Origin of the sequence: Aeromicrobium sp. (assembly GCF_036675695.1) — a bacterium.
Lineage (GTDB): Bacteria > Actinomycetota > Actinomycetes > Propionibacteriales > Nocardioidaceae > Aeromicrobium.
The window spans coordinates 1-19,195 of sequence record NZ_JAKFEL010000118.1; the positions used below are offsets into that span (position 1 = coordinate 1).

19 protein-coding genes are annotated in these 19,195 nt (G+C 64.4%); 8 read left to right on the forward strand and 11 right to left on the reverse strand.

Annotated elements, in window-relative coordinates:
* Positions 1 to 84 precede the first annotated feature (84 nt).
* A complete protein-coding gene (locus V6M39_RS07390; protein WP_332643153.1) occupies positions 85 to 327 on the reverse strand; it encodes a DUF5302 domain-containing protein in 243 nt (80 codons plus the stop codon).
* Between the two features lie 29 nt (positions 328 to 356).
* Between V6M39_RS07390 and V6M39_RS07395 the strand changes: the two genes are divergently transcribed.
* Positions 357 to 773 (forward strand): HIT family protein, encoded by a 417-nt coding sequence (locus V6M39_RS07395; RefSeq protein ID WP_332643154.1) that lies wholly within the window; start codon positions 357 to 359, stop codon positions 771 to 773.
* A gap of 10 nt (positions 774 to 783) precedes the next feature.
* On the opposite strand, the gene V6M39_RS07400 is transcribed toward V6M39_RS07395, so the two are convergent.
* Entirely contained in the window at positions 784 to 2,259 is a 1,476-nt protein-coding gene (locus V6M39_RS07400) for a DUF7379 domain-containing protein (RefSeq protein WP_332643155.1), read from the reverse strand.
* Positions 2,260 to 2,534: 275 nt separating this feature from the next.
* On the opposite strand from V6M39_RS07400, the gene V6M39_RS07405 reads away from it, so the two are divergent.
* Complete coding sequence (locus V6M39_RS07405) at positions 2,535 to 4,067, forward strand: hypothetical protein (RefSeq protein ID WP_332643157.1); 1,533 nt, start codon at positions 2,535 to 2,537, stop codon at positions 4,065 to 4,067.
* A gap of 4 nt (positions 4,068 to 4,071) precedes the next feature.
* Here V6M39_RS07405 and V6M39_RS07410 read toward each other — a convergent pair whose 3' ends face one another.
* The 8 genes from V6M39_RS07410 to V6M39_RS07445 form a co-directional block, all read right to left on the reverse strand.
* Positions 4,072 to 4,485, reverse strand: coding sequence for a pilus assembly protein TadG-related protein (locus tag V6M39_RS07410; protein ID WP_332643158.1), 414 nt, complete (start codon positions 4,483 to 4,485; stop codon positions 4,072 to 4,074).
* On the reverse strand, positions 4,482 to 4,910 hold the full coding sequence (locus V6M39_RS07415) for a hypothetical protein (protein ID WP_332643159.1): 429 nt from the start codon (positions 4,908 to 4,910) through the stop codon (positions 4,482 to 4,484). Before V6M39_RS07415 ends, V6M39_RS07410 begins: the two co-directional genes overlap by 4 nt.
* Positions 4,907 to 5,290, reverse strand: coding sequence for a TadE/TadG family type IV pilus assembly protein (locus V6M39_RS07420; RefSeq protein ID WP_332643160.1), 384 nt, complete (start codon positions 5,288 to 5,290; stop codon positions 4,907 to 4,909). Before V6M39_RS07420 ends, V6M39_RS07415 begins: the two co-directional genes overlap by 4 nt.
* A 2-nt stretch (positions 5,291 to 5,292) precedes the next feature.
* On the reverse strand, positions 5,293 to 5,463 hold the full coding sequence (locus tag V6M39_RS07425) for a hypothetical protein (RefSeq protein ID WP_332643161.1): 171 nt from the start codon (positions 5,461 to 5,463) through the stop codon (positions 5,293 to 5,295).
* Between the two features lie 18 nt (positions 5,464 to 5,481).
* Positions 5,482 to 6,129 (reverse strand): type II secretion system F family protein, encoded by a 648-nt coding sequence (locus V6M39_RS07430; RefSeq protein ID WP_332643163.1) that lies wholly within the window; start codon positions 6,127 to 6,129, stop codon positions 5,482 to 5,484.
* 260 nt (positions 6,130 to 6,389) lie between these two features.
* The gene (locus V6M39_RS07435) at positions 6,390 to 7,250 is read right to left on the reverse strand and encodes a type II secretion system F family protein (RefSeq protein WP_332643165.1); all 861 of its coding nucleotides are present in this window, start codon (positions 7,248 to 7,250) and stop codon (positions 6,390 to 6,392) included.
* Positions 7,238 to 8,476, reverse strand: coding sequence for a CpaF family protein (locus V6M39_RS07440; protein WP_332643167.1), 1,239 nt, complete (start codon positions 8,474 to 8,476; stop codon positions 7,238 to 7,240). The genes V6M39_RS07435 and V6M39_RS07440 overlap by 13 nt, the downstream gene beginning before the upstream one ends.
* 91 nt (positions 8,477 to 8,567) lie before the next feature.
* Complete coding sequence (locus V6M39_RS07445; RefSeq protein ID WP_332643168.1) at positions 8,568 to 9,476, reverse strand: glycosyltransferase; 909 nt, start codon at positions 9,474 to 9,476, stop codon at positions 8,568 to 8,570.
* Positions 9,477 to 9,958: 482 nt separating this feature from the next.
* Here V6M39_RS07445 and V6M39_RS07450 point away from each other — a divergent pair, with 482 nt between their 5' ends.
* The 6 genes from V6M39_RS07450 (at position 9,959) to V6M39_RS07475 (ending at position 17,910) form a co-directional block, all read left to right on the forward strand.
* Positions 9,959 to 12,310, forward strand: a complete 2,352-nt coding sequence (locus tag V6M39_RS07450; RefSeq protein WP_332643169.1) for a glycosyltransferase — start codon at positions 9,959 to 9,961, stop codon at positions 12,308 to 12,310.
* Between the two features lie 67 nt (positions 12,311 to 12,377).
* Positions 12,378 to 13,094 carry a response regulator transcription factor gene (locus tag V6M39_RS07455; RefSeq protein WP_332643170.1) on the forward strand — a complete coding sequence of 239 codons (717 nt, stop codon included), beginning with the start codon at positions 12,378 to 12,380 and terminating at the stop codon, positions 13,092 to 13,094.
* 3 nt (positions 13,095 to 13,097) lie between these two features.
* Entirely contained in the window at positions 13,098 to 14,543 is a 1,446-nt protein-coding gene (locus V6M39_RS07460) for a sensor histidine kinase (protein WP_332643171.1), read from the forward strand.
* 78 nt (positions 14,544 to 14,621) lie between these two features.
* Positions 14,622 to 16,607: a TPM domain-containing protein gene (locus V6M39_RS07465; RefSeq protein ID WP_332643172.1), complete on the forward strand. Its 1,986-nt coding sequence runs from the start codon at positions 14,622 to 14,624 to the stop codon at positions 16,605 to 16,607.
* Positions 16,608 to 16,676: 69 nt separating this feature from the next.
* Positions 16,677 to 17,420, forward strand: a complete 744-nt coding sequence (locus V6M39_RS07470) for a PspA/IM30 family protein (RefSeq protein WP_332643173.1) — start codon at positions 16,677 to 16,679, stop codon at positions 17,418 to 17,420.
* A gap of 4 nt (positions 17,421 to 17,424) precedes the next feature.
* On the forward strand, positions 17,425 to 17,910 hold the full coding sequence (locus V6M39_RS07475) for a DUF2505 domain-containing protein (protein ID WP_332643174.1): 486 nt from the start codon (positions 17,425 to 17,427) through the stop codon (positions 17,908 to 17,910).
* Positions 17,911 to 17,933: 23 nt separating this feature from the next.
* Here V6M39_RS07475 and V6M39_RS07480 read toward each other — a convergent pair whose 3' ends face one another.
* A complete protein-coding gene (locus tag V6M39_RS07480; RefSeq protein ID WP_332643197.1) occupies positions 17,934 to 19,085 on the reverse strand; it encodes an acyl-CoA dehydrogenase family protein in 1,152 nt (383 codons plus the stop codon).
* Positions 19,086 to 19,195: the final 110 nt, after the last annotated feature.

The following is a 19,195-nucleotide window of genomic DNA, read 5'->3' on the forward strand; positions in this document are numbered from 1 at the left end:
TCGATCGACGTCAGGGTCGCGTCGAGGGCCTTGAGCTGTTCTGCGAAATCAGGTGTTGCCACCCGTCGAGGTTACAGGGAGAGGTCAGATGCTCTTGCGGCGGAACTCGGGCGCCATCGTGGGCCCAGTTGCTCCGTGCGACTTCTCGCTGCCGTCGTGCTCGGCACCCTCGGCTGAGGCGTGCTTGCTGGCGTTCTTCTTCTCCAACGCCTCGCGGAACTTCGCCTTCAGGTCGGACTCGCCGCCCTCTTGCTTGCCAGCACCCTTCCGGGCCGGAGCGGCCTTCTTGCCGGGCGCACTCTTCTTCGCGTTCTTCTTGGCAGCCATGGCTCCACACTATGTGGTCTGATCGACCTATGACAGACGGCTGCCTCTTCTGCGGCATCGTTGCCGGCACGGTCGATGCGCATCTGGTGCTCGAAGAGGAGCACGTCGTCGGCTTCCTCGACGTACGACCGGTGTTCAAGGGCCACGTGCTCCTGGTCCCCCGCCAGCACCTCGTGACGCTCGCCGACCTGCCGGAGGAGCTGATGGTTCCGCTCCTTGACGCTGCCAAGCGCGTCGGCAATGCCATCACCTCAGGTCTCGGTGCCCAGGGAACGTTCGTCGCGATGAACAACGTGGTCTCGCAGAGCGTCGCCCACCTGCACGTGCACGTTGTTCCGCGTACGAAGGGTGACGGACTGCGCGGCTTCTTCTGGCCGCGTACGAAGTACGCCGACGGTGAGGCCGAGCAGTACTCAGCCTCGATCCGCGAGTCCCTCGATTGCTGAGCCGGCACCGCTAGATCGGCTGAAGCCATTCGAGGAGCTGCGCTCGAACCTGCGGATCCTTGAAGTAGGTGCCGTGCCAGGTGTCGCCGCGGTCGGTTGTCACGGGCGGCTCCTCCCCCACATTCACCTGTGCGGTGGGCACCGCGACGTCATTGTCGACGTTGGCGAACACCAGGCGATCCTCTGCAGTGTCGAGGAGTCGCTTGGCCATGTCCGTCGGCTCGAAGTTCGCGCCGATCGCGTGGCGGCTGCCGGTGACAGTGAAGTCCTTGTTGTGGATCTTCATGTTCTCTTCGGACATGTAGACCAGTCCGGGAAGGCCCTCCTCGATGTTCATCCCAATGAACTTCACCAGGTGCAGGAATCCTTCGACGTCGAGCTTCGCTGCGGACCACGGCCCTGGCGGTATCCAGCGCAGCAGGTTCACAAAACGATTGATCAAGTGTTCGAGGTTGTCAGGCTCGACCAGTACGGTGCCGGAGTTCGGTGTGCCGGCGAAGACGATCTGGCGAGCCGTCACCGATGCGGCCACCTTGGTGGTTTGTTCACCTGCCACCAGTCGCGCCACCAGACCCCCGCGGCTGTGGCACAGAACGTCGACGGTCGGCACGACATCGGTCCCAACGTGCTCACTGAACCTGATGGCGTTCTCGAGCGGATCAACACTCACGCTCGGGTGATTCCAGCCAATGATGTGGTCGTACTTCTCAGCCAGCAGTTGGTATGGCGTCTTGCCGGTCTCACCCTCGAGGAGTCCGTCCAAGCCACCGAAGGCTGACTCGACGGTGCTGAAGATGCCGTGGAACAGGAGGAGAACCTTCTTGTCCTGCAGATCAGGCCAGCCTGCAACGGGGAACTCTGCCCACGCGGACTTGCCCGGTTCGCCGACGTCCAGCCGCTTGAGCTCGTACGGCCGGTGTTCGTCCTCCCAACGGTCTGCCAACCACTCGGCCGCCTCGCGTACAGCCATCTCCGCGACGTCGTGGAAAAGGAACGTGATGATCTTCTTGACTGGTGCCGGAATCGCCAGGTCCGTCATTTCGCCGTCTCTTGGCGGATCGACCAGCCGCGACAACGGGATGGTGAAGGTGAGTCGATCACCCTCTACGGCTTCATCAGCGGCCAGCGCGCGATCGGCCCTGTACCGCTCCGCCGAATGGAACGTCACGATCCCGTCCGGATCCGAATCGGCGACCATGACCACTCCGGCACCGCTGGGGGGCGAGTCCAGTGCCAACGTCGCCAAACCATCGCTCGCAGACCCGTCGATTCCCCGCCACACCTGCGCGTCCAGCACCCTTCGTGAGGGAAATATCGAGCCGATGACTCGATTAACCTGCTCGTCCTCGGTCAGCGCGGGGTTCGAGTCGACATCCAGGTGAGATAGGTCTGGGCGCACATGCACGGTGCCCACGATTCCCGGAGCGGTGATCGTGATGCCCAAGCCCAGATCGTGCGTCTCGTCGGTGCCATTGAGCTCGGTCATGGGCCACTCTTTTCCTGTCCGGAACCCGAGCAACCAGCGCCCACGTGACGCGCCATTCCCAATCCGACTTTAGGGCTCCCGGCACCCCGCCGGAAGCACCGAGCGGATGTTCACGCACACATTTCCTGAGCACCAAGCGACGCCTCATCGATCGGCCAGCAGCGGAATCGCTCCGCGCGAACTCTTTCCGTCGTACATTGAAGGTCAACAGACATGCAACAAACTTCGGGGGCGGGGTTATCACCATGAGGCATTCGTGGTTCCAGAGAGTGACAGTGGCCGGCAGTCTGATCGCTGGAGGGCTCGTGCTGGCCGCGAGCTCCCCCGCATCGGCATTGACCTGCACATCCGGCGTCGAAGGTGACGTCAACGGCGACGGCTATGCCGAGGTCGCAGTAAGCGAGCCGGGTTCCGCGGATCCCGGCGGCGCGGTTCACGTGTTCTACGGGCGACCCAAGGGTCTGTCGGGCGGGCCATCAGGTACCGCGTTGGACGATCAGTACATCGACCAATCCGTGAGCGGGGTCATTGGCATCGGCAATGACTGGGATGACTTCGGCGGATCTCTGACATTCGGCGACTTCAACGACGACGGATGTGCGGATCTCGCCGTCGGCGCCCCGGGCGACGCCCCAGAGGAAGCAGAGGACGCCCCTGTGGCGTATATGCCCGGCAGCATCTACGTCTTCTACGGCTCGAAGTCGGGTCTCAAGATGACGGGAAGCAAGCGCATCACCAACGAAGAGGTCTTCGGCTCGGACATCTCGAGTTATCCGGTTCTCAGACGACTCGGCCAGGCGTTGGAGGCGGCTGACCTGAACCACGACGGTGTGACCGACCTGGCGAGTGGCGGCAGCATTGCAATTTTTGAAGGAAACAGCGCCGGGCTGAGCGTGGACCAGAGCACAGTGCCGCATCCAGACGGCGGCGCCGCAGACGCGGTGTACCGCGGAAACGTGTTGGCCGCCGGTGACTTCGACGGCGACGGGGTCCAGGAGCTCGCGACAGGACAAGAGGGGGGCTCCAAAGTGCAGATCCTCGAGTGGGACGGGAACGCCTTCGTACCGACCACCACTGAGCCGCTGACCGGACCGTCTCTCGGCGTCGACGACGTGACGTTTCAAGAGAGCGAGGAAGAGCCGGGCGAGATGATCGAGGTGCACAACTTCGGCCAGGTCCTGGCTGCCGGTGACGTGGATGCCGACGGGTATGACGACCTCGCTGCGGGGTTGCCAGAGGTGGGCCTCGGTGGTTCGGTCGCGCTGGTGAAGGGTTCTGCCAGCGGCTTGACCGCGACCGGTGTGAAGCAGTGGACCCAGTCGAGCCCAGGTATCGCTGGAGCTAACGGTGAGAGGCACTTCTTCGGCAGTTCCTTGGCCATGGGACGGCTCAACTCGGGATCCTTCGACGACCTGGCGATCGGGACCATCTACGACGACATTGATGGCAAGAATGCAGCTGGCTCGGTGACCATCCTGCTCGGCAGTTCAACCGGACTCACCACTGCCGGTAGTGGCGGCGCCCGCTTCCACCAGAACACGTCGGGTATCGCCGGCTCGGTGGAGGCCGGGGACTATTTCGGAGCCAGCGTGGCGATCGCGAACGTGCAGAGCCAGACCCAGGGCAGCCTCATCATTGGAGCACCAAGCGAGGGCGTCGGCACGGTCATGGACGCAGGGCAGTTCCACCAGCTGTCGATCGCCACAACTGGTCCCAAGACCAGCGGCAGCGTAGCCCTGAACCTAGGCAGCACTGGGGTGAAGGGCGCTGTGCGCAAGTGGGGTGGGTTCGGCGGCGTCTTGGACTGACCCGCTAGCGGTTGAGCCGCAGTTGGGAGGTCGCTTCCGAGACGATCGTGGTCTGCGAGCTCCAACCCGGCGGCGCGATCGCGAGCGAGATAGTTCGCTCAATCCGGACGTGCACCTCATCATCGGATGCCGTCACTGTGACATCGTCTACGTCGCCGTCTGACGCAGCGACATAGCTCGCCACGAGTCGCCGCGCCTCCGCCGGATCCAGCCGCAGCGAGTCGTCAGCACCGTGGCGATAGAACGCTTCCTCGCTCAAGCCGTCCGCCGCGGCCAGGGCAGCACCGTCTGCGAGGTTGGCCAGCTCCTGACGCTGAAGAAACGCGGCTGACGAGTTGATCACGACGACCGCGAGCAGACCAAGTAACACGAAGAAGCCGATCGTCATGACGGTGATCTGACCACGCTCGCGGTTCACGACGCCGCCCGGAAGCTGCCGTACGGCTCGGTGTGCACGCTGTCGACCACGATGCCGCCGAGTTGCGAGCCCAGCGCACTCGGCGTCAACGGCAGAGGCTGAGTCGTGCTGATTCGGATGCGTACCGACGAACCCGGCTGCAGGCAATCGGACGGGGCCGGAAGGCACGTGATCTGCACTGAGGCGGCGTGGAGGTCTTGATCGTCGAGTGCGATGTTGGCAGCGATACGGGCGCGCCGTTCGCCAGTCGCAACATCAGGTGACTGAATGAATGCCCGGGCCGCCGCGCGGCTCGCCGTTGAGACACCGAACGAAGCGCGCTGCGTATCGAACACCGCGATCAGGACGTAGACGAACGGCACGAGCAGCAAGATCGTCAGCCACACGAACTCGACCGATGCCGTGCCATCCGAGCCGCGCTTCACGGCGCCACCTCTCGTACGGCGTGACCGCGAACCGTCAGCGAGACCGATGGACCAAACAGTCCGAGCGCGGGAACCCGCGTGCGAACCACGACCTCCGAACCCGCCACTCCACCGACAGTCGTCCAGGAGGCTGACACATCGCCCGCGTGTCTGTCCGCGAGTGCCGTGCGGATGATGGCCCGGGTACGCGCCGCCCCGTCCTCGGGAGTCGCGCCGAGCGGTGCCGCGGCGCGAGCACCTTCGGAGGCGGCGGACGAAAGCGTGTTGCGCACGTGAAGAACCAGACCCACCTGCGCGATGCCCAGCACCAGTGGGACGAGCAACAACATCACCAGTACGAAGTCGACGACAGCGCTGCCGACGTCGTCGCGCGCACGCAAGGTCAGCCTCCGACAGAAGACAGCGCCTGCTCGAGCATCTGGCGGAGCTGCGGGCCAGCAACGGCACCGAGCACGGCAACAATTCCCGCACTCATCACCGTGATCATCACCCATCCCGGAACATCACCCCGGTCGTCATGGCGTGAGCCAAGCATCCTCAACAGTCGTTCCATAGTCTCCTCATCTCTTGGTCACATCCCAGAGGTCAGATGTAGGCCGATGTAGCCAGGAAAGAACGCGAATACCACCGTCACCGGCAGAATTAGGAAGACGACCGGGATCATCATGGCGACCTCCTTGCGGCCACCGACCTCCATCAACTCCCGACGTCCGGCCTCGCGCACATCCGCAGCTTGGGCGTGCAGGACGTCAACCAGCGGCGTACCTCGCTCAACTGCGATCGCGAGTCCCTCGGCAAATCTCGCGATGCTCCCAACGCCAGTTCTCGCCGCGAGCCCGTCGAAGGCAACGGCCATGGGTGTACCGGTGCGGATGTCCGCCAGCACGCGGCCCAGCTCGTGCGACAGGTGACCGCTGCAAACCCTCATGACTCGTTCGAGGCCGACGACCGGACTCTCCCCCGCGGCAACGGCCAGCGCGAGCAGATCTGCAACGACCGGGAATTCAGCCCGCAGCTGCTCCTCGCGAGCCCGAACCTGACCCGACAGATGGTTGTCGCACCACAGCACCCCAGCGACGAGGCCGGCGACGCACACCACAAGAAGCACGGGTACGGCTGAACCACGCGTCGACCACAGCAACAGGGAAACCACGACTCCGACGGCCAACCCGATCGCACCCCACACGACCTGACGGATGCGGAAATCATCGACTGACATCGACGATCCCAGGCGCACAAGACGACGCGACACACTCGCGGACCCACCGAGGATGTCGCCAACCGCCTCGCCGGCCCTGCGAACACTCGGCCCAAAGACTGCGCCGACGACGCCCGTCGGAGCAACAGCCGGGGAGTGAGGATGGACATCACGCACGTAAGGGAGGACCCGCTGGTCGAGGGCGGGGCGCCGTGCACGCAGCCAGCCCGAAACCACAAGTACGGTTCCGGTAGACGCAAGCAGCCCTATCAATGCTCCTGTCACGCGAGGATCCTCTGCTCGGTCGGCAACCGCCCTATCCACATCATCAGCCGATAGGCGATGGCGCAAAGCGCGGCGCCGGACCCGAGCACCACGAGCCCAGTCGTAGTTGCGAACCGCTGAATCACCTCGCCCTGAAAGCTCATGAAGAGCAGCACCAGCCACGGTGCCGCTACGGCGAGCCGTGCACCGTTCACGGTCCACGACTGACGCGATTCGAGCTCACCGCGCGTACGCAGGTCGTCTCGAAGGAATCCGGACAGGGCACGCAGCATCCGGCCGAGGTCACCGCCGCCCACCTCGCGGGCGATGCGCAGGGCTTCGACGACTCGATCGCCCACGGGATCAGCAAGGCGCACCTTGAGTTGATCAAGAGATTCATGGAAACGACCGGTCGCTTGGTAATCGCGTCCGAACTGCGCGAATGGCGCCCGTAGCCCCTCCGGGCCACGCTCTCCGAGCTGCATCAGCGCCTCAGGTAGGGACAGTCCCGCTCTTACGGCGGACGAGAGATTGTCCACGACGTCCGGCCACAGCGCCGCATGTTCGCGCAGGCGTCTCGACGCACGGCTCCGAAGAACTGCGAGCGGCAACCAAGCCGCCATCAGTCCGAAGACGATGCCGACCGCGAGCACACCGGAGATACCAAGCATCACGAACGTTGCCAGAAAGAATGAACCGATACAGAGCGCAGCAACCTGTGCCGGCGAGACGCCTTCGGCACCGGCCGCCGAGAGCAACGAGGTCAGACGATTCGTCTGGCGCGCCGACCGCCGCCGAGGCTTCGACCCTGGAGCGGTCAACGCGACCATCGTCAACAGAACGCCGACACCAAACACCAAGCCGATCAGTGCACCCATCGACCGACTCCCAGAATCTCGTCCAGGTCAATGCCGACAAGCTCGTATGCGTCGCGCCGCAGCGGTGCTCCATGGCCACGTTCGAGTCGTCCGGATCGGCGTACGAATACCGGCTCTGACTCGATGAGCCCATTCTCGACCCGACCTGTCACGGTGGCGATCTCACGAACAGCCCGCGATCCATCGGGATCGATGCCGGTGTGGACCACGAGATCGATCGAGGACGCCACGGTGGGAACGACGAATCGCGAGCCGATGTTCTCCCCTGCAAGCAGCGGCAGCGTGCACATCTTGACGAGGGCCTGTTTGGCTGAGTTGGCATGGATGCTGGCCATACCGGGCAATCCAGCATTGAAGGCAAGCAGTAGATCCAGGCACTCTGCCGCCCGAACTTCTCCAACGATGATGCGCGACGGTCGCATGCGGAGCGCTTCCTTGACGAGAGTCCGGAGGTCGATCCCTCCGGTTCCTTCGAGCCCCTCCTGCCGGGTCTGCATGGCCACCCAGTCGGGATGCCCGCATTGGAGCTCGAAGACCTCCTCGACCGAGATCAACCGCTGGAACCCGGGAATGGACGCGGCAAGACAGTTGAGCAGGGTGGTCTTGCCGGCTTGGGTGCCACCCGACACGACGATGTTGAGTCCGGCTCGGACACTGGCGTCGAGGAATGCGGCTGCCTGCTGGTCGAGCGTCCCCAGAGTCACCAGGTCATCGAGCGTGTGAGCCCTGGCAACGAACTTGCGGATGTTGACGGCCGCGAATCCGCGCGAGATGCCATCGAGCACCACGTGAAGGCGATGACCGCCTGGCAGCATCGCGTCGACGAATGGTTGGCTGATGTCGAGCCTGCGACCCGAGGAGGAGAGCATGCGCTCAACCAGCTCTCGCACCTGCTCGACGGTCAGGATCACAGGCGTGAGCTCGTGCCTACCGGCGCGAGCCACGAACACACGCGACGGCTCGTTGATCCAGATTTCCTCGACTGTCTCGTCGTCGAGGTATGGCTGCAAAGGCCCGAATCCGGAAACGTTGGCAACGATGTGACCGATGACGAGGTCAGGTTCGTCGAGCGGCCGCACCGCGCCGGTGAGGCTGCGGGTGTCGTGCTCGGCAATGACCTCGGCCGCGGCTCGACGCACGGACTCGGTGTCGGTGCGCGGATCGATCCGACGCTCGCGCACCAGGTCGCGCACGCGGTCGGTCAATGCCGACGTCGACTGATTCATCCCATGCCTCTTCCCCCGAAGAGATGACGTTGCACAGATAGTGCCGAACAGCGGCACGTTTGTGAAGGGCCTGGTCAGGCGGCTGTGCAGATCAGAGCACTCGGCGGATCCGTCGGCGGATCGCTCGGAAGACGCGCTTTGAGAAGCGCTTGCCACGCCTGTACTGCTCGAAGGCCGGATCCAAGGGCTTCAGCCAGCGCCACATCGTCTCGGAGCAGTAGCAAGCCCAGAGCGTCCTCAGGTAGTTGACCTTGGGGATGCCGAACTCCTTCGCCATCTGGCGAGTGAGCGGCTGCGCATCGCCATCGAGCACGTTGAAGGAGTGGTTCTCGCCGGTGTCGACGTGATAGACCGCGCCCTTGAACGGCAGCGGTTCAACAATCCGGCCGTGGTCGGCGTACCACTCGACCGCCCGCTTGTGAGCGCCGATGATCTTCGGGAGGCGCTCGCCGTACGCATCGCGTATCTCAGACCAGGTCGCGTCGACGCCCAGGTCTTCCGGCACCTCGTACGCCTCGAACGGGATGATGAAGGAGGTCCCGCAGGTGCGATTGAACTCAGACTGCGGGCGGAAGGCGCGGCGGGCTCGGGAGTACATCCAGCCCTCGTCGACAACCCATCCCGGGTGGCCGGGATGTTTTGCGACGAACTCAGTCAGATCGCGGTGCACGAAGTCATCAGCGTCGAAGATCATCACGTAGTCCGGGTTGAACTCCCGGGCCTTGATCAGCGCGATACCGAGCTTGGTGCCCTTGTCGCGGATGAAGGGCTTGCGGCTGACCCGTACGGCAGCCGGTGCGGGAGCCTTGAACTTCACCTGCACGAAGTGGGTGTTCTTCGGCAGCTTGAACTCGGGCTTCTGGTTGCCGACGACGATCACGACGAAGTCGTCGGACGTCTGGTTGGTGACCGAGCGAAGCGTCTCCTTCAGGAGCTGCTCCACGCGGTAGTAGTCATTGGAGTTGCTGGGGTGACGCAGAGTCGTGATGAAGGCGAGCACTACAGGTCCGAATCTGCCGCGATGACATGGGGCTGTCCGTCGAAGGCGTTGTTGCAAGGCGTGACGACGCCTGGCTGACCAACCGCTTGATGCGGTCCCTCCCGACGTACATTGACAGGGAGACGGTACCCGGCGCATCGCGCACGCGTCCACCTGATCCCCTCGTATGACAGACGCGATTCGGGACCTCGGCCCCGGCCTCTGTACGGTTGCTGCGAAGGCTGAACGCCCTCGGCTCGAGAGGCCGGACCGGGCTATCGGCGGATAGGTGATCATCAGTGGCAACTCCATCGGCACGAGGCTCTTCGAGCAGCGCCCGGAAGTTTCTGGGCAAGGCGCTACGGAGGGCCAAGCGACTCCTCGACCGTGGGCAGTCAAAGCCGCTGAGCAGCCCGAAGCCGAGCGTAAAGCGTCCAAGTGCGAACACCGACGACCCCTCCTTCACAAAGCTGCTCCAGGACGAGCCCTCCGACAAAGGGCTCGTGCGCGCCGCGCGCCGCATGATCCGCGCTGGCTCGATCGACCAGGCCCGGTCGCTGGCGTACGTGCTGCGCAACAAGCCCGAGCATGCAGCCGTCGGTGACATCGTCGCCGGAGTTGTCGCCGCCCAGGACCACCTGCCCGCCATGACCTGGGAACTGCTGTCCAGCGGAGAGCGTGCGCAGGTGCTGCGGCTCGCCCCGGCGGAGTACTTCCGCGCCGGCTTCACGCTCGAGCCAACCGTTGCCCGTGAGGCGCTCGCTGATGGTCTGCGCGGCGGCACCATCGACGCGACTGCAACACAGTGGTTCGACATCGCCTCGACAAGCTTCCAGGCCGGGTTCGAGACCGAGTCGCGAGAGGCCCTGACACGTGGCCGGGCCAGCGCTGAGGCAGACGGCAACGATCGCCTCGTCACGAAGATCGGCTGGCTTGAGGACTGGTACGGCACTGCCGAGAAGGCCAAGCAAGAGATCAGCGTTCCCGCAGGCACCATCCCGTTCGCGATCCTCGACTACAAGCAGCCCGACGAAGCCTTCGCATCCAAGAACCTCGGCGACCACGTGCAGACCATCGCGTCGATGGGACACCTCGTACGCCGCAGCGGCTTCCGGTTCAGCGGTGAGGCCGACGCCGTCCGCTCAGCGCACATGCTGCAGAAGCGGATCAAGCCCGAGCGGGTCATCGACGGCGACGACGCCGAGATCACCCTCTACCGCGTGCAACGCGACGCGACCAACCACGACCTCGTGCCCGACGGCACCTGGATGCTGGCGTTCGGCTGGTACATGCACCGCATGTTCGGCGGCAAGTTCGACATGCCGTTCAACCCGCGGCTGCGTCCGATCTTCGTCTCGTTCCACGTCAACGCACCCGCACTCCTCACCGACGGCGTCATCGACTACCTGAAGAAGTACGCACCGATCGGCTGCCGCGACTGGAACACCGTGCACCTGCTCCAGGCTGCCGGCGTCCCGGCCTTCTTCTCGGGCTGCCTCACCACGACGGTCGACACCGTCTTCCCAGCCGTCCCGGGAGCAAAGCCGAGCGGCACCTTCTACGTCGACACCGCTCCCACCGGTCCCGGCGTGGCGTGGAAGCAGACCGACCCGGAGGTTCGCCGTACAGACTTCGCCGACAACGTCGACGACGCGATGAAGGTGCTCACCAGCTACCAGGTCAAGTACGAGAACGTCGTCACGTCACGTCTGCACTGCTACCTGCCGGCCCGATCACTCGGCGCCAAGGTCGAGTTCCGTGCCAAGAACCCCTCTGACGTGCGGTTTGACGGCCTGGTCAACATCACCGACGAGGCTTACGAGAACATCCGCACCGGAATGCTTGCGCTGCTCGAGCCGGTCATCGGCGCCATCGGAGCCGGCAAGTCCGAGGACGAGGTCTACGCCTTGTGGCGCGAGCTCACGGCCCCGAAGGTTGCGGCTGCCGAGGCGCTCCGTCACAGCGTCGACGACATCGGTGAGGTGTCGTTCGACATCGCAGCCGCCTGTCGCGCGATCCAGGAACGTTCGGTGACCATCGAGCGCACCGAGGACGCGCCCGCCGGTGACCCTGTCGCTGTCGAGCTCGCGCTCGGCGCCGATCTCAAGCACCAGCTCGACGTGGTCCTCGAGTCGATCGTGTCCAACGCGAGCCGCCCGATCCACGCGTACGTCCTCACTCGGGGTCACGACGAAGGCGACTTCAAGCGCGTTGCCAGCGCCTTCCCGACAGTCACGTTCACGTGGCTGCCGACCGACGACGTCAACTACGGCACCGCCCTGAACGAGTCGCCCCGCATCACCACGGTCGACGAGATGCTCCTGCCGGAGCTGCTGCGAGACGTGCCCAGGATCGTCCATCTCGACATCCGTTCCGTGGTCGTCGGCGACATCGCCGAGCTCGCTGAGACGGACCTGGCAGGCAGCCCACTTGCTGCACGCACCTCGCCCGACATCGACAGCGGTTTCATGCACGCGATCAACGCCTCCAAGCGGATGAAGGACGAGAACCCCCTGGCTCGCGAGCTCATCCTCCGCAGCCACACCCTGCACTCGTACGACTTCCTCGCTTTCGACGCTTCCGTTGCGGTCCTCGACCTCGACCGGATGCGCGCGGATGAGTTCTGCCGCCACTTCCTGCCCTGGGTGGAGCGCTACAAGCTCAACGTGCAGGAAGTCCTGAACGCCTACGCAGGCGCCGACCGGGCACACCTTGCCCCCGAGTGGAACCGCCTGCCTCACGTCGAGGTCGTGCACGACGCGAAGGTCGTCACCTGGACTGGCTCGCAGATGCCGTGGGGCTCGGACTACGTGCAGTGCCAGGACGTCTGGGACTCGTACGCCGCACGGGTCTGAGCAACTCACAGGAACCTCACAGGCTGTTCACACCCCTCGCCTCAGATCCTCGGGCGAAACTGGGCAGATGACTCCTGCTCTGACGCGCGCCGACGGCTCACCCTTGCGCGTGCTGGTCGTCGATGACGAAGTCAACATCGCCGAGCTGCTGCAGATGGCACTGCGGTACGAGGGCTGGGACATCGAGACAGCGTTCACCGGTCGTACTGCCGTCGCAGCGGCCAAGGACTTCGCGCCCGACGCGATCGTGCTCGACATGATGCTTCCCGACTTCGACGGCATGGAGGTGCTGCGCAAGGTACGCGCACACTCCCCCGAGGTCCCGGTCCTGTTCCTGACCGCCCGCGATGCCGTCGAGGACCGCGTCGCCGGACTCACCGCCGGCGGGGACGACTATGTGACCAAGCCGTTCAGTCTTGAAGAGGTCGTCGCCCGTCTACGCGGACTCATGCGCCGCAGCGGTGCCACCGAGGCACGACCAGAGGCGGTCATCACGGTCGGAGACCTGAGCCTCGATGAGGAAAGTCGCGACGTCGAACGTGCCGGTGAGCCGATCGAGCTGACTGCAACCGAGTTCGAGCTCTTGCGTTTCCTGATGCGCAATCCACGCCGAGTGCTGTCGAAGGCGCAGATTCTCGACCGTGTGTGGGACTACGACTTCGGCGGTCAGGCCAATGTCGTCGAGATCTACATCTCCTACCTTCGCAAGAAGGTCGATGCGGGTCGCGAACCGATGATCCACACCAAGCGCGGTGCCGGATACGTCCTCAAGCCGGTGAGCTAGCCGATGCTCCCGACCTCGCTCACCAATCGACTGATCGTCACTGCCATAGCTCTCGTCGCCGCCATCAGCCTGCTGATCGCCCTGGTCGCGACGATCGTGATGCGCACCTACCTGATCAACCAGCTCGACAACCAGGTCACAGGGGCGCTGGAACGGGGCGGCATGGTCGTCCAGGGTCAGGTCCGGCTCGACACAAACGGGCAGCCGCAAATCGGGCAGGGGAATGGCCCGGCACCACCCGACCCACGCGGGAGCCGGGTAGGCAGCATCTCTGCAGTCTTTGGCACGAACGTGAGCCTTGGCTTCACGATCACAAAGTCCGGCGACCGGAAGGAACTGACAGCGAAGCAGCTCGACGTGCTCGACGACCTCACCCCCGACAGGAAGCCCGCCACGTTCGAGGTCGCTGGCCTGGGCTCCTACCGCGTCGCTGCGACCGAGGCGCCCGGTGGCGAGATCCTCGTGCAGGGCATCCCTACCAAGGATGTGGACGACACGATCCGCACCCTGATCTGGTGGGAAGCCGGTCTCGGCCTGCTCGGCATCCTCCTTGCCGCCATCGCAGGTCGGATCTTGGTCGGACGCCAGCTCGAACCCCTTCGCAAGGTGGCCACTACTGCGAACGAAGTCGCAGCGATGCCGCTGTCGACGGGCGCTGTCGGCACGACAGTCCGCGTACCTGCCGAGCTGACGGACCCGGCGACCGAGGTCGGCCAGGTCGGCGAGGCCCTCAACAAGCTGCTCGAGCACATGGAGCGTGCCCTTGACGCACGCCACGAGAGCGAGCAGCAGGCGCGTACGTTCCTCGCCGATGCCTCGCACGAGCTCCGAACTCCGCTGTCGACGATCAAGGGGTACGCCGAGCTGAGTCGTCGTACCGGACGTGCGGATCCCGACGAGATCCTCGCGAAGGTCGAGTCGGAGGCTGGGCGTATGTCGAGCCTGGTCGAGGACATGTTGCTCCTCGCCCGTCTTGATGCCGGCCGCGAGCTGGAGCGCCACGACGTCGATCTGACACGCCTCGTCGTCGAAGCCGTCAACGACGCCCGCGTCGTCGACCCGAAGCGCAAATGGACCTTCGACGTACCCGACGAGCCGATCATCGTCTCCGGTGATGAGCAGCGGCTCCATCAAGCCGTGACCAACCTGCTGACCAACGCGAGCCGGCACACCCCGCCCAAGACTGTCGTGACGGTGCGGATGCACGTCGAGGCGACCGAAGTCGTGATCGAGATCCACGACAACGGGCCTGGGATTGCACCCGATTTGCTGCCTACTCTTTTCGACCGATTCACCCGCGGCGACTCATCCCGTACGCGTGCATCAGGCGGCGCCGGACTCGGGATGTCCCTCGTGGAGGCGATCATGCACGGCCATGGTGGCACCGCGAACGTCACGAGCGAGCCAGGCAATACGACGTTCGCTCTGCGCATGCCGATCTCTGCCTGAATCACGGCAGATGAACGGCGGAAAGCGATAGTCAGGAATTGGTTGTTTCGCTTGGTGCGATGCAGCAAGATCACAGGGGTGATCACCAAAACACGTGTATGGGCCGTGTTGGTTCTGCTGGCCTTGGCCATATTCGGTTTCGGTGGCGTCGCAGCGCACGCTGATCCACCTATCGACGTAACCGGCGAGATCACTGATACAGCCGGCGTGCTCAGCTCGAGCGACGAAGCCAAGGTTCAGAAGGCGCTCGACAAGTACCAGGCAGCGACTGGTTTCCAGCTCTTCGTGGTCTATGTCAAGAGCTTTGACGGGCTCAGCGGACCCGCCTGGTCTGATCAGACCGCGACCAAGTCGGGACTCGGCACGACCGAGACGCTGCTTGCCGTGGCGGTGGACGATCGCAAGTACGGCACCTCCGTGCCCAACCAACATCCGATCTCTGACAATGACTTCGCCCGAATCGAGGCCGACAAGATCGAGCCAGCGCTGGACGAGAACGACTGGGCCGGGGCTGCGATTGGAGCAGCAGAGGGCTACACCGATGCCGCAGAGGGCGCTGGTCTGCCGTGGGGAGCGATCGTCGCCGGTGGTGTCGTCGTAGCGGGTGGTGGCGCACTGCTCGTACGCCGCATGCGCCGCAAGTACGACGACACACATGTCGTGCTCGACGAGCACGGACAGCCCATCGATCCGCTCTCACAGCTGACCACGGATGAGCTCAACAAGCAGTCCAGTGCCGCACTGGTCGGCATCGACGACGCCATCAAGACCTCCGAGCAAGAGCTTGGGTTCGCCGAGGCGCAGTTCGGCAAGGACGTGACCCGCGAGTTTGCCGAGGCCGTCAAGGCGGGGCACGTGTCGATCAAGGAAGCGTTCGGCCTTCGCCAGAAGCTGGACGACTCTGAGCCCGAGACCGAGCCGGAGAAGCGCCACATGGCCAGCGAGATCATCCGGCTGTGCATCGCAGTCAGCGAGTCACTTGATGAGCAGGTCGAGAAGTTCGACAAGCTCCGCGACTTGCAAGCCAAGGCTCCCCAGGTGTTGGAGGACCTGGAGCAGCGAGCCGGCGAGATCATCGAACGCATCCCGGGCGCCCGCACCGTCATCGCACAGCTCGCTGCGACCTATCCCGCCACCTCACTCGCCTCGGTCGACAAGAATGCCGACCAGGCTGAAGCGCTCATCACGGCGGCCCGGGAACAGATCGCGCACGGAACCAATGCCCTGAAGACCGACGATCGGGCCTCCGCTGTCACCCATGCGCGTGCCGCCGAGGACGCCGTGGGCCAGGCCTCAAAGCTTCTCGATGCGGTGTCAGACGCTGACACCGACCTCAAAGCAGCGCCGGGCAAGATCGCTGAGCGGCTCAGCTCGCTTCAGCTCGATGTCGACGACGCGGCACGGCTTGCCGCCAACGATCCCGGCGTCTCCCCCGCCGCGACAGCTGCAGCGGCGGCTATCGCGTACGCCCAACAGGCCGGTCACGACCCCCTCGCGGCAGCAGCTGGACTTGAGACAGCCGAGGCAACCCTCGACGACCTGCTGGCACCCGTACGCGCTGCTGCCGCAGAAGCTGAGAAGGCCCGCGTCGCGCTGTCTGAGTCCCTCGGCCGGGTCACCTCACGAGTCAAGGCCGTCGGAGACTTCATCGAGACCCGCAGAGGCGCTGTCGGTGCCGAAGCGCGTACGAGACTCTCCGAGGCGGCTCGTCACCTTAAGCGCGCTTCACAGACCGTGGCGGCAGACCCGGCGGCATCTCTCGAAGCGCTCCAGAAGGCGGAGGCATTCGTCAACGAGGCCGAGCAGCTCGCGCAGACCGATGTCGGCACCTGGGAACGCAGCCAGCGGCAGAGCTCGGGCGGCGCCGGCGGGGGCCTCAACTCGATGGTCCTCGGTGGCATCTTGATCGACGCACTCGGACGTGGTGGAGGTGGCGGCGGAGGTCTCGGCGGCATCCTCACCGGCACCAGCAGTGGCGGAGGCGGTGGCGGCGGAGGACGCGGCCCCGGCAGCTTCGGCGGCGGCGGGACACGTGCCCGTCGCGGTGGAGGTGGAAGGTTCTAGACCAGCAGCAGCACCTGAATCAGCACAGTTCAACAGCACGGGCAATCCCTACAGAAAGTTGACGAAACCATGGCAAAGAAACAGTCCATCCTCGGCCGAATCGGCCAGCTGACCCGCGCCAACATCAACTCGCTCCTCGACAAGGCCGAAGACCCCGAGAAGATGCTGGACCAGCTCGTACGCGACTACACGAGCTCGATCGCCGAGGCCGAGGAGGCCGTTGCACAGACCATCGGAAACCTCAGGCTTGCCGAGGCCGATCACGCGGAGGACATCAGCGCTGCACAGGAGTGGGGCAACAAAGCCCTCGCTGCCTCGCAGAAGGCCGACTCCCTGCGTACGTCGGGCTCCGCTGGCGAGGCCGACAAGTTCGACGCGCTCGCCAAGATCGCACTGAGCAAGCAGATCGGCTACGAGAACGAGGCCAAGACCGCAGCTCCGCAGATCGCCTCGCAGAACGAGGTCGTGGAGAAGCTCAAGGCCGGGCTGATCAACATGAAGGGAAAGCTCGAAGAGCTGCAGACCAAGCGCGACCAGCTGGTGGCTCGCGCCAAGACTGCCGAAGCCCAGAACACGGTCCACGACGCGATCAAGTCGATCGATGTCATGGACCCGACCAGCGAGGTCTCGCGCTTCGAGGAGAAGGTCCGCCGCGAAGAGGCGAAGGTCGCGGGCAAGTCCGAGCTCGCGGCATCCAGCCTCGACGCACAGTTCGAGGAGCTCGAGGGTGATAGCAGCAGTGCCGAGATCGAGGCACGTCTGTCCGAGCTCAAGAGCGGCGGCGCGGCAGCCATCTCGTCGCCGAGCGAGTGATCCGATGAAGATCAAGGAGTCCTTCAGTTACGACGGCGCCGACGTCGAGAGCGTCTATGCACTGATCTCTGATCAGGCATTCCGTACGGAGTCGTGCGCCAACCAGGAGGCAATTGAGTACGACGTGTCGGTCGAGGCGACCGGCGATGGTGCCACCGTCACGCTGTTCCGTACGCAGGAAGCCGACATGCCTGACTTCGTGAAGAAGCTGACCGGCAGCACCGTCAAGGTCAAGCAGACCGAGGTGTGGGGCGGGCCTGACAGTGACGGCAACCGTACGGCCAACGTCAAGGTCAGCATCATCGGTCAGCCGGCCGAGATGGTGGGCGTCGCGAAGCTCACGGGTTCGAGCGGAGGAACGGAGTTCACCCTCGACGGTGACGTGAAGGTGTCGATCCCGTTCATCGGCAAGAAGATCGAACCCGAGGTCGCCAGGGCGATCATCGCTTCGCTGCGCGAGGAAGTGGCTTACGGGATGGAGAAGCTCTAACCAAGCCTCGGCGGGGATTCAGTTCAGAGTGTGGACTGAATCCCGCTGAGGAGTTGGCGGGCCATGACGATGCGCTGCACCTGGTTGGTGCCTTCGTAGATCTGCGTGATCTTGGCGTCGCGCATCATTCGCTCAACCGGGTAGTCCTTGGTGAAGCCGTAGCCACCGAGCAGCTGGACCGCGTCGGTCGTCACCTGCATTGCGGTGTCGGACGCGAACGCCTTGGCGGCAGCGCCGAAGAACGTGAGGTCCTTGTCGCCACGCTCCGAGCGACCGGCGGCCGCGTACGTGAGCTGGCGAGCGGCCTCGATCTTCATGCCCATGTCGGCGAGCATGAATTCGATGCCCTGGAACTCAGAGATCTTCTTGCCGAACTGGGTGCGCTCCTGCACGTAGCCGAGCGCGTAGTCGAGCGCTCCCTGTGCGACGCCGACGGCCTGAGCCGCGATCGTCACGCGGGTGTGGTCGAGGGTCTTCATCGCGGTTGCGAAGCCAGTGCCTTCGGCGCCGATCATGCGGTCGCCGGGGATGCGTACGTTGTCGAGGTAGACCTCGCGCGTCGGCGAGCCCTTGATGCCGAGCTTCTTCTCCGGAGCGCCGAACGACACGCCTTTATCGGACTTCTCGACGACGAAGGCCGAGATGCCCTTGGAACGCTTGTCGGGGTCCGTCATGGCGAGCACGGTGTAGAACTCGGACTCGCCAGCGTTGGTGATCCAGCGCTTGACGCCGTTGAGCACCCAGTCGTCTCCATCGCGAACGGCTCGGGTCTTCTGATTGGCCGCGTCGCTACCGGCATCCGGCTCGGAAAGGCAATACGAGAACCCTTCACCTGCGGCGAGGCGCGAGAGGTACTTCTTCTTGATGTCCTCGTCGCCGGAAATCATGACGGGAAGCGATCCGAGCTTGTTGACAGCGGGGATCAGTGAGGCAGAGACGTCAACACGCGCGACCTCTTCGATCACGAGCACGGTCGCGAGGGCGTCAGCTCCAGCTCCGCCGTACTCCTCCGGAACATGGGGGGCGTGGAAGTCCGCGGCGAGCAACGCGGCAGCGGCTTCTGCGGGATAGCGGGCGTCCTCGTCGACCTCTGCGGCGAATGGCGCGATCTTGGCTTCGGCGACAGCCCGTACGGCTTCACGGATGGCCTGGTGTTCTTCGGAGAGGACGAACATGTCTGACACGGTGACTCCAGAATTAGTAGGACGACCTACTAATAGTAGGGCGGGCTCGACGAGCATCAAAACTGCGAGCTAGTGCGATCGGACACACCCGAGCAGACGCA